The organism is Dyadobacter chenwenxiniae (assembly GCF_022869785.1).
Taxonomy (GTDB): Bacteria; Bacteroidota; Bacteroidia; order Cytophagales; family Spirosomataceae; genus Dyadobacter; species Dyadobacter chenwenxiniae.
The window spans coordinates 4888069-4902873 of the sequence record NZ_CP094997.1; the positions used below are offsets into that span (position 1 = coordinate 4888069).

The window sequence follows — 14805 nt, forward strand, 5'->3', positions numbered from 1 at the left end:
CTTACTCGACTGCAACGACGGATATTTCAACATTAACGTCCTTAGGAAGTCGCGCAACCTGAACCGTTTCCCTTGCAGGCGGTTCTTTGGTAAAAAAGCTGCCGTAAACCTCATTCACAGCCGCAAAGTCGTTCATATCTTTTAGGAAAATCGTCGATTTCACCACATGCTGAAAGCCTAATTTGGCTGCACCCAGAATGTGCCCGATGTTTTGCATTACGATCCCGGTTTCGGCTTTAATGTCGCCTGATTTGGCAAGTTCTGCCCGCGATCTGGCCTGAAACATAAAGGGTTCCGTTTATTTTAACGGCCTGGCTGTAAGGCCCGATCGGAGCAGGCGCTTTATCTGAAAATATGATCTCTTTTGGCATAAGCTGAATGTTTTTATGCCGTAAAAATACCAAAAATAAAGCAGGAAGCCTGACTTAATTAACCTGAAAAAGTGCTTTCAATTCGATAGCGTCCGCAGGTTTCATTCGACCAGCCAGAACAAGGCGAAGCTGACGGCGGCGAAGCGCACTCAAATACAAATCATGTTCCTCTGGCGTCTCGGGTTCCAAAGGCGGCACTTCAATAGGACGGCCGTTTTGATCCACGGCAACGAATGTGTAAAAGGCGCGGTTTGTACTCACGCGCTGCCCGGCAGGAATGTCCTCAGCCCACACTTCCAGAAAAACTTCCATGGAAGAGTTGAATGCGCGGGTTACTTTGGCCTGCATTGTTACAATGTTTCCGAGCTTAATGGGTTCAGTAAATGAAACATTATCCACCGAAGCGGTTACAACAATGCGGTTCGAATGCTTCTGAGCGGCAATAGCTGCGCAAATGTCCATCCAATGTAAAAGCCTGCCTCCCATCAGATTATTCAATGTATTGGTATCGTTGGGAAGCACCATTTCGGTCATGGTCACCTCAGACTGGTGTGGATGTTTGGCCTTTAACATGTATGAAAATTAATTTGTATTAGAATTTGGGACAACGGGTTTTCCTGCGCTCAATGGCCTGCTGGCGGTTGCCGATCAGGTAAGTGCCGCGGACCTGAAAGAATAAATAACTGTCTTTGCTCTTTGCGCTTCCCCGGTTCCAACCCGGTTGTCTCGGCTCCAAACCGATTTCGGGTGAACGATCCGACAATCTTCTGGCCAAATCGCTGGGCAACTGGTCGGGATTGGGGTATACTGTGCTGACATCGTCGAGGTAATCGGAATTAAGGAAGTTGTTGCAAAGCTCCAAACCAAGGCTTAGCCTTTCTGTGGTTTTGATTGAAACACCAATTCCCGCTGTAAAAACCAATGGTAGGCGCTTGTATTTTATGCCTTCTGTCCGCAACGGAGCCAGGCTGTGCCATTCACCGTCAATTTTTGCTTTTGGACTCAATAATGTAAACCCTATGCCTCCAAAAAGATATGGATTGATGCGCGGCTGACTATTAAAAGAGAACAAATCTGCTTGGATGCCCAGGTTAATGTCGGGATTGAATGTCTTGAAAGAGAGGTTATTCTGTGCGTTTTTGGAATATTTCTGATCGGCTGAAACTTTGTAAAACCGCAGTTCACCACGTGCGCTGACACGCTCGGTCAAGCGGTAAAGCCCTCCAAGCGAAATCGACGGCCCTAATCCCAAATGTTTCATATTCACGCCATCCGTCAGGTCGCCCATGTAATAGGCCACGCCCACGCCAGCAGTCACGCTCATGACGCCGAATGGATTGACATATCTTCCGGATTTGTTTTGAGCCGAAACCTGCAATGCACCTATCCATGTGAGAATTAAAAAGAATGCTTGTGCAGCAGCGTATTTAGTATAGCATTTTCTTCTCATTTTCCTCTGGTAAAAGTTTTTGATCTGTTGCTAAATGAAGGATTATAGAGAAGGTAAAGTCCGTAAATATATTACTCTTAACCTAATTTGTTACTTTTTCGTTGGCCTCACAAAAACAAAAAGCCGGACAGAGCCGGCTTTTTGTTTCAATAATCAGGGGTGGTTATGCTAGTCCCTTTTAACGGAGCTTGCGCCGGAAGTGCTGGAATGAATGTCTTTGGCAGACCCGGAATAGCGAATGCTGCTCGCCCCGCTTGCCTCGGCATGCACCGCATTGCTCGCAACCACTGCTGCACTGCTAGCTCCCGATGCATCTATATTAACCGTTTTGGCAGAAAAGTCACGGCCTTTGAAGGACGAGGCTCCTGAAACTTCGCCGTTCAAAACGTCACCCTGCCCTACCAGGATCAGGGAAGATGCGCCGGACAATTCAAATGTCACTTTCGGTGCAGAAAATTCCATATTCACCTGTGAGGCGCCGGAAACTTCGATATCCATATGCTTTACACCTGAAAAAGGAGCCACATTGGCTTTCGATGCACCTGAAAAATCAACTGCGTCCAAGGAAGGCATTGTGATGTTAACACTGACCGTTTTCCGATTTTTGTTCCAGCCGTTGCCCTTATATCCCAAATGAAGGGCATCGCCTTTAATCGTTGCTTCCAGATCGTCCAGATCCTCGGGACGTCCGCTTGTTGTAATGCTGTATTTACTTCCCTGCTTAACCTCAATGCGAAATGCACTGCCCATTGAGAGCTTGCTGAAACCTGACAGGTTGAAATTTCTGGTATCCTGCGCATTCGCTGCCATGGAGCATACGAGCATCATCAGCGCCGCGATAGAAAATGAGGTGATCTTTTTCATTGTCTTAAATTTATAAGATTGGGATTTTTTGAAAGATGCGCAGGTTTTGTGAAAAGTTGCATCGACACAAATTATTCTTGCACATTGATCTTGCTGGCACCGCTTGCATGGCGCCTGATGCTAGGAACCCTTCCCAGCTCAACTTTCGAAGCACCGGAAGCATCGACTTCGGCAGTCTGAACGTTTAATTCCGTGGCTTCCAGCTTGCAAGCACCGGAAGCGTCCAGGTTAACCGACCGCGCAGATCCTTTCAATGTTGCCTTGGAAGCACCGGAAATACTCACATCCAGCTGATCTGCTTCAACGTTGATTTCAGATTTGGATGCGCCGGAAATGTCAACCCGCAATTTGGTAAGGCCCGCAAAACCTGTTACCAAAGTTTTGTTGGCACCTGACAGAGAAAGGTCTTCTATTTTCGGCATAGTGATCACCAAACCAATCCGTTTCCATTTTTCAGAATCAAAAAGACTGAATTCCCTATCCCTTTTCACACGTAGTGTGCCATTCTCAACGTATACTTTTAAGTCGTCCACGTCCGCCGGCTCTTCACTGTCTGCGGTTACCGAGTAATCGCTTCCCTGACGGATAATGATCGAATAAGCGCCGCCAATGTCTATTTTATTGAAATCTCCTACTGGAAATTGTTTGCTAAAATTACCGCGTTCACCCAGTTCAAGATCGCTGCTTTCGTCATAATCAAATGAATAACCTGAATTCTCATCGTTTTCATCTGTTTCGCTTTTCAAAAATTTGGCGGGCAAATTGACACAAACCAAACCTGAATCCCGACGCATTTCCCAGGTCAGTTCATTGAAATTTACGTCGTCCCTATCAAGATCATAAAGCTCCGTACTTTTTTGACTCCAGCGATTCATTAAGAAGTAAAAATCACGCTTCATTACAAATTGTTTGTTGTAAGGAATATGAAGTGCAAGATCAATGCGCTGGTCGCGGAATGGGCCATGGCCTGCCAGCAATGGGCCTTCTGTGAAAGTAAATACAGAATCTTTTACATTTATATCATAAACCAAACCACTTGCATTTTTCTCTGCATCCTCACGACTACGGCCTCTTGCATGTAATGTTTTATCAAGTTTAACGCTGTCCGAAGCTGCCGCATATCCCACCAATCTAATGTCAACATCCACGTTTTCCTCGTCATTGATATAGTTGTAATCCAAGGTCAGCGTGCCAGCCGGTGCAGGATAGGAAATTGATTGCACTACTTCACCTCTTTTTGCAAAGTTTCTTTGATAAGAAATTCCTCCGATCGTCGTCCCGATAATGCCTACAATCCAAAGCCCGAGTAAAGTCAACCAAACCGAGCCACCAACAATTCTTTTATTAGAGATTAATGTAAGACCCAATAACAGGAATGTAACCAAAGGAATAGCAGAAACTAAAATCCCAGACAAGATCAAAACGCCAGGCAACTCTTGAAAAATCAGGAAGGGGATTGGCAAATTGTCAAATGATGCAGAATTGGTCAAACCCAGTGCCACACCGCCTGCAATAATTAAGCCCAGCAAACCCAACACCGCCATAGCAACCAGGGAAGCGCCGATCAGAATCCGTAAGATTGGACCTAACCCTTTTAACAATCGGCCTAATGCTCCTATAATAGCCGCAATGGCTCGAAAAGGAAAAAGTAAAAGTTTGGTTACGCCATGTTCCTCTCCTGATCTATCTTCCAGACTAAGACCCTGCTTGATATTCGATTCAATATTGGAAAGGGTAATCGGTTCACCCTGCATTTCCATCTTTTCTGTAAGCGTATTTGCCACTGGCGCAATCACCCAAAGAATGATGTAAACCAACACGCCGGTTCCAAAAAGAAGTATGGATAACACCCACAGAAACCGCACAACACCCAGATCCACACCAAAATAGGAAGCTACACCGGCTGCAACGCCACCCACCACTTTACGGTCCGGATCGCGATAGAATTTTTTAATTTTTGTATCCTCTTCCAAAGTCGTTGATCCCGGAAACGCAACCCACATGGCAATGTAAACCAGCACCATAAAACCCGAAAGCGGCCCGAATTCATCCTCCATATTCAGGTTCATCATGCCCGAACCAGCCGGTAACCCGATCACCATAAAAAGAAATGCAAGCCTCACCCAGATCGGGTCAATGGTGAAATAATGGGCAAGCCCCGCAGCAACACCACCTAAAAGCTTGCGCCGCAAGTCGCGGTAAAGTTTTCTGGGGCGAGCCGGATGTACAGGTTCCGTTTTGGGAGCATTATAAGAAGAAGATGATGCTGAGGAGGAGTATGCCTCCTCTGTTGGTGTATAACCTCTTGAAGCAGCAGATTCCAATGGGTCCGCAAGAATGTCTTCTGCCTGCTCAATGGCCTCAAAGTCAGCAACTGTTCCCATTGCGGCGATCAGTTCGTCCACGTCTGAAAGGGAGATAACCTGCTTTGCTTCTGCTTTTTGTTTATTCAAAAACCTTTCTGCAATCCTTCCTTCAATGTCAGATAAGATCTCTTTGCTATCGGCAAAAGAGGAGAAATATTTCTGGATGGAGAAAAGATAGCCTTTTAACTTTTCATAGCCATCTTCCTCGATATGGAAGATAATGCCACCTATATTTATGCTGATTGTCTTTTTCATGATTGTAATAATCGAATGTCTCTATATGATCAGTTAGGTTCAGGAAGATTGGAAGAAGCAGATTTGCTCAATTCCTCTGTGCGGTGAATGACCGTTTGAACAGACTCCGCCAGCTCGAACCAGGTGGCTTGCATTGCATCCAGGAATATTTTCCCCTCATCAGTCAAAACATAATATTTCCTGGGCGGACCCGAGGAGGACTCCACCCATTTATAGTCCAGCCAGCCAGAATTTTTTAACCTGGTTAGAAGCGGATAAAGTGTGCCTTCTACCACCATTATCCGTGCAGAAGTCAGCTCATCCAACATATCCGAAGCGTATACCTCACCCCGGGATATGATGTGCAAAATGCAGAATTCCAAAATTCCCTTCCGCATCTGCACTTGGGCATTTTCAATATTCATGTGTTTTCATGTGTTAATTAAATGTAACAGTTCATGGCTAACAGACAGGATTTTACCTTCTGGTATTACAAAGGTATACACAGGTACTTTGCGATGCAAGGTACCATGTTAAAAAGATTCGGCCGTTTGGATGAAAGGCAAAAATTGAATGTTAACCGGTTGAATATGTATTTAAGATTTAAAACTTGAAAATTTAAGGCTATATTCTGTCCGAATCTTTAACAATCGAATTGTTTTGGCAACACAAACTCAGCTCTATATCATCGCTGCAATGAGCGAAAACCGGGTAATCGGCAAGAATAACAGCCTTCCCTGGCATCTGCCCGACGAGTGGGCCCATTTTCGCCGGGTTACCAACGGGAAAGCCTTCCTGATGGGCCGCAAAAGCTTTGAAGCGCCTGACGCGCTGCATTCTACTTTTAAAAACGTAATCCTGTCGTCCAGCCAACCGCCGACTAGCGCACCCGACACTATGTACGTCAAAGATATTCCTGCTGCGCTTGCGTTACTTTCCGGGGAAGATGCCGTATTTATATTGGGAGGTGCTTCGGTGTTTTTAGAAATGCTGCCGCTTGCCCGGAGGTTATATCTGACTATTGTACACGCACAGGTTGAAGGCGACGCATTCTTTCCGGTAGTAAACCAGGACGACTGGGAGTTAACCAGTTCGGAGTTTCATGAAAAAGACGAGAAACACGCTTATTCGTTTTCCATGAATGTTTACGAAAGGAAGGGCACGGACTAGACGTACGCAATCTGTTCATTCACTTTAAAGCATGAACAAAACGATCACACACACATTATTTTTCTGCATCTCGATCCTATCGCCGAGCTTACTTTCAGCCCAGAAGTTATATGGAAACGAATGGATTATTTTTTCACAAACTTACTTGCGCGTTCCAGTTGTTGAAAACGGGCTTTATAAAATATGCACTGCGGAACTTCAGCAGGCAGGCTTTCCCGTTGACCCGCGTCAGTCTGCTGGATTTCAGATGTTTTGGAGGGGGAAAGAAGTTGCTATCCAGGTAAACGGTGCCGGGCAAAGCCACATTATATTCCAGGGACAAAGAAACGACGGAGCGCTCGATAGTGCACTTTACGTAAAGCCCGCCACCATTCCCCATACCCGTTACAGCCTTTATTCTGACACCAGTGCGTATTTTTTAACCTGGAATGCGGCAGATATATCTGGCAAAAGAACAGATTTCGATAGTACCAAAGTATTTGATTCACTTGGCTATCATTTTGCGGAAGTCGAAAAACTGTTCGTATCGCATTATGCACCCGGGAATTTCTATCCGCCGGAAACCGGCTTCAATGATGGTTCGGCACTTTCAGGTTACGATGTGGGGGAAGGCTGGACAGGCCCGGAAATCGAACAAAATGCTTCTTATTCATTTTCACTAGGCATTAAAGAGCCGCTGGTTGAGCGATTTTCGGAAGCTCAGATCGAACTTGTCCTTGCAGGTCGGTCGATGGGAAGCCATGCTTATGAACTTTGGTCATCTGATAAATCCGGTTTAAAAAGGAAGATCAGAACATTTCGCTTTGATAATTTCGAGTCACTAAATTTTAAAGCACTTTTGGCCCCCTCCGATTTCAGCACCGAAACCGAACTTGGTTTTACTCTCGTGGCTGCCGGAAACGAAGGAACCATTTCTTTGTCCTATGCCAAACTTCGCTTTCCGCAAAAGGTTTTGGAGGAGCCTGCAAATCAAGGCGAGCCGATAGACATTTTGAAACCAAGGGTCGTAAAGTTCCCGAACATTGAACCGCAAACATTTAATTATCTGATCATCACACATCCTGCTGTACGGACTCGCGTTGAAAATGTTGACCCGGTTCTGGCATATGCGGAGTATCGGGCATCCGCAAAAGGAGGCGGCTATCAACCACTGATTATCGACAGCCAGGATGTCTATGATCAATTTAATTACGGGGAGCCGGGACCCTCAGGAATCAGAAATATGATTTCCTGGTTGTCACAAGCTGGGAATTTACAGTTTGTATTCCTGATCGGGCGCTCCACGGATCCGCAAACGGCTAGAAAATCCCCAAATGCAAGAACTTTGGATATGGTACCCAACGCCGGTTGGCCAGGCTCTGACATTGCGCTGGTAACGGAAGCCAATACGGTTTCCGGACTGAACCCGATAGTGCCCATAGGGCGCCTTAATGCATTTACTTCGCAGAATGTCCATGATTATCTATCAAAAGTGAAAGCTATGGAAGCCGAACCGGCATCGGCTCCGTGGCGCAAAAATATTCTGCATTTGAGCGGCGGAAGATCGATGGATGAGATTGCAGTTTTTTCCGATTATGTAAAATCTTTTGAACAAAGAATTAAAAATTCAGCATTAGCAGCGAGCGTAGCAACGATTTCAAAGAAAACCACTGATCCTGTTGAAAAGCTGTCAACATACATTCCCATTAATAAAGGCGTTGGTCTTGTTACGTTTTTCGGACATTCCAGCCTGGACGTAACGGATGTTGACATTGGACTGGCCAGCGATCCAAACGCATACATTAAAAACCATCCCCGCTATCCGGCAATCATCATTAATGGCTGCGCGGCAGGAAGTATTTTTTATTCCAATAAATCCATGAGTAACGACTGGATTTTAAATCCAAACAGCGGCGCGGTTTTATTTCTTGCTCACACTTTCAACGGCTTATCTACGGACTTGAAACATTATACCGATCGTTTCTACGAAGTCTTAACCGATTCGGCATTCGCCCACAAATCTTTTGGAATAATCCAGAACGAGGCGATCCGCAGAAATTTGATCAGCCACAAAAACATAACTGCGATCATTACCGCCCAGCAAATGGTGCTCCACGGCGATCCGGCGATCCGGATTTTTCCTGCTATTCCGCCAACGTCGCATTCTACTAATATTACAATAACCGTTTCTCCGAATCCGTCCCATCAGTGGTTTCGGTTTTCTGTTGCATTTGGATCGTCAACTTATCCTCAAAAAGCGAATTTACTTGTGTATGATCTATGGGGAAGAAAAGTGAAGGAAATCACATTTGAGACATATTCCGGAAAAAACGAATGGCTTTGGTATCCCGAAAACCTGCCGTCGGGCGTTTATTTATACAGCCTGGAAATTGAGCAGATTAACCGGACCATTGTACCGGCCGTGCAAAAGGTGTTGCAAGGAAAATTGATTTGGGTCCATTAACCCCGCCTGCTCTTTTCTTTCAGTAAAAACTTCTTATTTTTGTCGATTATAAAAATGACTTATCCACTTGAAAGAATACGGTAGTAACGTACAAAAACTTGCTGATCACATCGTAAAGATGGAAGATAAGGCAAAACGCAACCTTTATGCGCACATTCTGGTTGAGCTCATGCGTCAAATCCATCCGAACATGAGGGATAACCAGGATTACACCAATAAACTGTGGGATGATCTGTACATTATTTCCGGCTTCGAATTGGATGTTGACAGTCCATTCCCACCGCCATCTCCTGAGGCATTAGGCAAAAAGCCACTTAAAGTAGGCTACAACCAGCAGAATCTCATGTATCGCCATTACGGCCGCAACATTGACCTGCTCCTTGAAAAGGCTATTAATACTGAAAACCAAGAGGATAAACTTGCCTTTGTCTCCTATATTTTCCGGCTTATGCGCTCCTTCTTCAACACCTGGAATAAGGATAATCCGGAGGATAATGTGCTTCTGGGCCAGCTCGAACAACTTAGTAAGGGCCATTTGAAAGAGGAAATTGATTACATCCGTGCTAACGGACCTATTGAAGCAGCGCCGAAGGATCGTAACAACAGCGGTAACCAGGAGCGCAATCGCGGAAACAGTCATCAAAGTGGAGGCGGAGGCGGTTTCAAAGCCCAATCCGGTCATAACTCGGAGCGGCAGGGAGGCAACAACAATCAAGGCAACTCCAATAATCGAAACAGGCCTAACAACAAGTTCGCAGGCCGGAATAACAGCGGTAACAACAACAATAACAACCGGAATAACCGTAAAAAACCTGGAATCTAACATCCAGGTTTAATTTTATCCTGTCAATTGCCCACAATCACATATGGCTTCATTTAAAATAACCGGAGATAGACGGCTTAAAGGTTCTATTTTTCCCCAAGGTGCAAAAAACGAGGCGTTGCAAATTATCTGCGCAGTGCTTTTAACCAAGGAACCGGTAACCATTCACAACATTCCCGACATCCGGGATGTAAACCAGCTTATCAATCTGCTCGGGGATCTGGGCGTTCGGCGCACACGTCTGAGCGAATCTTCCATTCGCTTCGAGGCGAGTGATATCAACCTCGATTATTTAGAATCCGAATCTTACAAGCAGAAGGCAGCTGCATTGCGTGGATCCGTAATGTTACTTGGCCCGATGCTCGCGCGCTTTCGCAAAGGCAGGATCCCTCGGCCGGGAGGGGACAAAATAGGACGCCGCAGGCTGGATACGCACTTTTTAGGTTTCGAGAAATTGGGTGCACAATTTAGCTATGACGAAGAAGACGGCGGATTTTACAAAGTGGATGCAACCAATCTGAAAGGCGCTTACATGCTTCTTGACGAGGCATCTGTAACCGGAACAGCCAATATTTTGATGGCGGCTGTGATGGCAGAAGGCACAACCACAATTTACAATGCAGCTTGTGAGCCCTATTTGCAGCAATTATGTAAAATGCTGAACAGAATGGGTGCAAAAATTTCCGGGATTGCCTCCAATCTGCTCGTTGTAGAAGGCGTGAGCCAGCTGAGCGGAACAGAACATACGATGCTTCCCGATATGATCGAGATTGGAAGTTTTATCGGTCTCGCTGCGATGACGCAGTCAGAAATTACGATCAAAAACTGTCAGATTCCGCAGTTAGGTATTATTCCCGACGTATTTCAAAGGCTGGGAATTAAAATGGAATTTCACGGAGACGACATCTTTATTCCTGCTCAGGAACATTACCGTATTGAGAATTTTCTTGATGGCTCGACGATGTCGGTTGCGGACGCGCCATGGCCCGGCTTCACACCTGACCTGTTGAGTATTATCCTGGTAACAGCCACGCAGGCACAGGGGACCGTGCTCATCCACCAGAAAATGTTTGAAAGCCGCCTGTTTTTTGTAGATAAACTAATTGAAATGGGCGCTCAGATCATTCTTTGTGACCCCCATCGAGCAACTGTAATAGGACATAACCGCGAAACACAACTCCGCGGCATCCGCATGACATCCCCCGATATTCGCGCCGGAGTAGCGTTGCTAATCGCCGCATTATCCGCAAAAGGAGTCAGCATTATCGATAATATAGAGCAGATCGACCGCGGCTACCAGAATATTGATGGAAGATTGAATGCAATCGGAGCTGAGATTGTCAGGTTATAGCACCTTGTCAGCCTGAGCGGAGTCGAAGGCGCGCTACTCCTAGGTAACGCGCCTTCAACTCCGCTCAGGCTGACAAATCCATATACATTAACACCTTACTTCTTCCCGTAACTACACTTGCTATTATCCGCCTTCACATAATATGACTTGTAATTAGCAGCCTTCGCATCCATACAGCCTTTCAGATCCAGGATTTCTACTTTTCTGAATTCAACAGGATGGCTTTCGCTTTGCAGGGATATGGAGCCGTGGTCCAACAGCTTTCCGTCAACTATTAAAGATGGATCGTTGCCACTTACATTTCCTCCGCCTAATTGCGGTTTATTGTATTCCAAAACCATTTCTCCATTCGCAAAATGCTGGATGAGCGAATCGCCAAGCACAAGCACTTCTGCTTTTACCCATTGGTCACCGTTGTAAGTTTGGGATTTGGAAGTCACGCAATGTTGCGTAATTAATTTTCCATTCATCACCACATTGGTCCCTGGTGTGCAAAGATTGCAAGTTGTACGCTTTTTATCGTTCCCGCCCAGCAGCTGAACTTCAATGGAAGCAGGAAAATCCTGGTCTTTCCCCATCGTTGCCGCAGGCTGCCCGTGAACCATTATACCGCTGTTCCGCCAGGCCCAGCCTTCCCCTTTCGGAGCCTGCTCTCCTACAAAACGATACTCCACTGAAATCCTGTAATAAGAGAAATCGCCTTTATAAAAGATATGGCCATATTTTTGCTTGAAGTCGTCATACTTGTCATAACGAACAACCATTTTGCCATCCTCTACCCGAAAGGTGTTCAGATAGTTATCATTCAGCTCATAGCCACGAATTTTGATATCCCAGCCGTCGAGATTTTTGCCGTTGAAGAGCTGCTTCCATTCCTGCTTATCTGCATTTTTTTGGCCGAAAACCACAAAGCTGATAATACTTAAAAATAGTGTAAGTTGTAATTTCATGAATTAAGGATTAATGAGACCACAAATTAAACAGACGATCGTTACAAATCCGGGGCATCCAAAAAAAACTTTACACCGTATTTATATCACGCCATTAGCAATTTGGCATACTATTCTTGCATTTGTAAAACATGAGCTTAAAAACAAAAGAAAAGATAACGCTGTTCTGGTTTCGGCGCGATTTAAGATTGCACGACAACGCCGGACTATACTATGCATTGCGATCTGGCAACCCGGTTGTTCCTGTATTTATTTTCGACAAAACAATCTTGGATGACATTGATAATAAGGAAGATAAGCGCCTGACATTCATTCATCAGAACATTATTGAAATTCAAAAAGAACTGCATATGTTTGGCTCTGACATGCTGGTTTTTTACGGTCACCCAACGGATGTCTGGAAAGAACTTAGTGAGGAATATGACATTGCAGAGGCCTACACCAATACAGATTATGAACCTTACGCAACGGAAAGGGACACCGCAGTAGCGAAGATCTTGCATAAAAAAAACGCTGAACTGAAAGCTTATAAGGATCAGGTTATTTTTGAAAAGAAGGAAATTCTCACGGGTCAAAACACGCCCTACACTGTTTTCACACCGTACAGCCGAATGTGGAGGCAAAAATGCGACGACTTTTATTTGTCCTCTTACCCCAATAAAAAGTATTTCAAAAACTTCTTAAAATGGGAAGGTAGCACAATTCCTACGCTTGAAGAGATGGGTTTCAAGCCCACAAATACCGACTTTCCTTCCACCCACGTTTCATCCGAGCTGCTCGAAAACTACGAAAAGGGAAGAGATTTCCCTGCTATGGAAGCCACCAGCCGCATTGGCATTCATTTGAGGTTTGGCACAGTGAGCATTCGCGAACTGGCCAGACATGCGATGGAACACAGCAGCTTGTATCTCAATGAACTGATCTGGCGTGAGTTTTATCAGCAAATACTTGCCAATTTCCCACATGTAGGAAAGGGTAAGGCTTTCAGGGCAGCTTATGACGACATTAACTGGGGCTACGACAAAGAAGCGTTTCAAAAATGGTGTGACGGGAAAACCGGTTATCCGTTGGTGGATGCAGGAATGCGACAGATGAATGCCATCGGTTTTATGCATAACCGGGTCAGAATGGTTGTAGCGAGCTTTCTGGCTAAACATTTACTGCTGAACTGGCGGTTGGGAGAAGCCTATTTCGCCGAAAAATTATTAGATTATGACCTTGCAGCAAATAACGGCGGCTGGCAATGGGCTGTGGGGTCCGGCACAGATGCCGCACCGTATTTTAGGATTTTCAACCCGGAAGCGCAGGCAAAAAAATTTGATCCAAAAGGTGAATACATTAAGAAATGGGTTCCGGAAATTGGCACAGCCGAATATCCGGAACCCATGGTAGACCACAAAATGGCAAGAGAAAGATGCCTCAGAGAATATAAAAAGGCATTGGACAAATCTTAATTATCTCCCACCCGCAATAACAGTGAGCATATCTTCGGGTTGCAAGTATTGCGTGGCCATGGAAAGCACGTCGTCACTCGTTGTTGCGTGGATCCGATCGATGTAATGTTTGAAAAAATCCGCTGGAAGGCCATCCAAAAGCAAAATTTTCTGCCGATCAGCCACTTCAAATGCGGTGTTTAGTGAGCCGGCGAACTCCCCGGCCATAAAGTTTTTAACCGTTTGAAGTTCTTCCTCTTCTACGCGCTCGGTTTGCAGGCGGTAAATTTCTTTTCTGATCTCGTCGATGGTCTGTTGTGTAAACTCCTTTTTAACGTCCGTTCCGATCATATAATACCCTTCTTTACGTAAGGTAACCAAATGCGAAGATATGCCGTAAGTGAGGCCCTTTTCTTCCCTGATATTTTTCATCAACCTGGACCCGAAATACCCACCCAGAATTTCGTTGGTAACCAGCATCTTAAAGTAATCCGGGTGATGACGGTTAAAAAGCCTTCTGCCCATCCGGATCGATGACTGCACGCTATCCGGCCTTTCAACAAGCACTTCCACATTTGCATACACGGGCTGCTGAGCATCTTTCACCGGTGCGTTGCGGCTCTCCGTATGCACTTTTCCAAGATGCTCATTTACAACTTTAATATCATTTTCACCAACCTGCCCTGCAAGGACAACCGTGAATCTGCCGTTTTTGACAAACTGTTGATAATGCTCCTTGATCGAATCAATAGCAAGGGACTCCATATTTTCCTCTTCCTGACTTTGGCCATAAGGATGATTAGTGCCAAAAAGCTTCGCCTTGAATGCGGTCGTAGCCAGGTAGGCATTTTTTTCTTTGTTAACCCGCAAGTTCTGAATGTTGATATTTTTTAGATCCTGGAATTCCTTTTCAGGGAAAACGGCGTCGTGGATCAGTTCACTAACCAGTGGCAAAACGTCCGGCAAAAATCTGGAAAGTGCATAAACGACGATTCCTATACGGTCGGCCGTGTGCGTCATCTCGGTGAATGCACCAATTCTCTCAAATGCCTCGCTTATCTCGGCGGATGTTTTGGTAAGCGTCCCCTCAGAAAGCATTTTAATTGCAAAAAACGACGCGCCGATTTCCTTCTCATACCAATTCCCAGCTTCAAAAATACATTCTAACCTGATCACCGGCTGATCGCCAATGTTGATGACGTGCAGCGCAGTGCCGTTATCCAGGTTGTAAGTTTGTGGGTCTGGCAGGTGTACAGAATGGATAACCCGAAATTCCGGAGCGATGGTGCGGTCAATGGTCATGTGCAATGTTGAGTAATAAAAAACGAATGACGTTATAATTACGCCATT

At 45.3% G+C, this 14805-nt stretch carries 12 protein-coding genes and 1 pseudogene; 5 read left to right on the top strand and 8 right to left on the bottom strand.

What is annotated here, in order from left to right:
* Position 1 precedes the first annotated feature (1 nt).
* The 6 genes and pseudogenes from MUK70_RS20825 to MUK70_RS20850 all read right to left on the bottom strand — a co-directional run bounded on the left by MUK70_RS20825 (position 2) and on the right by MUK70_RS20850 (position 5710).
* A pseudogene (locus MUK70_RS20825) lies at positions 2-371 on the bottom strand (Rid family detoxifying hydrolase).
* Between the two features lie 54 nt (positions 372-425).
* Entirely contained in the window at positions 426-944 is a 519-nt protein-coding gene (locus tag MUK70_RS20830; RefSeq protein WP_234654968.1) for an acyl-CoA thioesterase, read from the bottom strand.
* A 19-nt stretch (positions 945-963) separates the two neighbouring features.
* A complete protein-coding gene (locus MUK70_RS20835) occupies positions 964-1821 on the bottom strand; it encodes an outer membrane beta-barrel protein (RefSeq protein WP_234654969.1) in 858 nt (285 codons plus the stop codon).
* A 168-nt stretch (positions 1822-1989) separates the two neighbouring features.
* A complete protein-coding gene (locus tag MUK70_RS20840; protein WP_234607913.1) occupies positions 1990-2685 on the bottom strand; it encodes a head GIN domain-containing protein in 696 nt (231 codons plus the stop codon).
* Between the two features lie 71 nt (positions 2686-2756).
* Entirely contained in the window at positions 2757-5306 is a 2550-nt protein-coding gene (locus tag MUK70_RS20845) for a PspC domain-containing protein (protein WP_234654970.1), read from the bottom strand.
* 29 nt (positions 5307-5335) lie between these two features.
* Positions 5336-5710: a PadR family transcriptional regulator gene (locus tag MUK70_RS20850; RefSeq protein WP_234607915.1), complete on the bottom strand. Its 375-nt coding sequence runs from the start codon at positions 5708-5710 to the stop codon at positions 5336-5338.
* A gap of 235 nt (positions 5711-5945) precedes the next feature.
* Here MUK70_RS20850 and MUK70_RS20855 point away from each other — a divergent pair, with 235 nt between their 5' ends.
* From MUK70_RS20855 to murA, 4 genes are all read left to right on the top strand, one after another.
* On the top strand, positions 5946-6455 hold the full coding sequence (locus MUK70_RS20855) for a dihydrofolate reductase (protein WP_234654971.1): 510 nt from the start codon (positions 5946-5948) through the stop codon (positions 6453-6455).
* A gap of 31 nt (positions 6456-6486) precedes the next feature.
* Entirely contained in the window at positions 6487-8898 is a 2412-nt protein-coding gene (gene porU2 / locus MUK70_RS20860) for a putative type IX secretion system sortase PorU2 (RefSeq protein WP_234654972.1), read from the top strand.
* A 67-nt stretch (positions 8899-8965) separates the two neighbouring features.
* Complete coding sequence (locus MUK70_RS20865) at positions 8966-9721, top strand: DUF4290 domain-containing protein (RefSeq protein ID WP_234607918.1); 756 nt, start codon at positions 8966-8968, stop codon at positions 9719-9721.
* 43 nt (positions 9722-9764) lie between these two features.
* Positions 9765-11072: a UDP-N-acetylglucosamine 1-carboxyvinyltransferase gene (murA, locus tag MUK70_RS20870; RefSeq protein WP_234607919.1), complete on the top strand. Its 1308-nt coding sequence runs from the start codon at positions 9765-9767 to the stop codon at positions 11070-11072.
* 95 nt (positions 11073-11167) lie between these two features.
* Here the strand turns inward: murA and MUK70_RS20875 are convergent, their stop codons facing one another.
* Positions 11168-12022, bottom strand: a complete 855-nt coding sequence (locus tag MUK70_RS20875; RefSeq protein WP_234654973.1) for a 3-keto-disaccharide hydrolase — start codon at positions 12020-12022, stop codon at positions 11168-11170.
* 131 nt (positions 12023-12153) lie between these two features.
* Between MUK70_RS20875 and MUK70_RS20880 the strand changes: the two genes are divergently transcribed.
* Complete coding sequence (locus MUK70_RS20880) at positions 12154-13476, top strand: cryptochrome/photolyase family protein (protein WP_234654974.1); 1323 nt, start codon at positions 12154-12156, stop codon at positions 13474-13476.
* Here the strand turns inward: MUK70_RS20880 and MUK70_RS20885 are convergent, their stop codons facing one another.
* The gene (locus MUK70_RS20885; RefSeq protein ID WP_234654975.1) at positions 13477-14757 is read right to left on the bottom strand and encodes a M16 family metallopeptidase; all 1281 of its coding nucleotides are present in this window, start codon (positions 14755-14757) and stop codon (positions 13477-13479) included.
* Between the last annotated feature and the right edge of the window lie 48 nt (positions 14758-14805).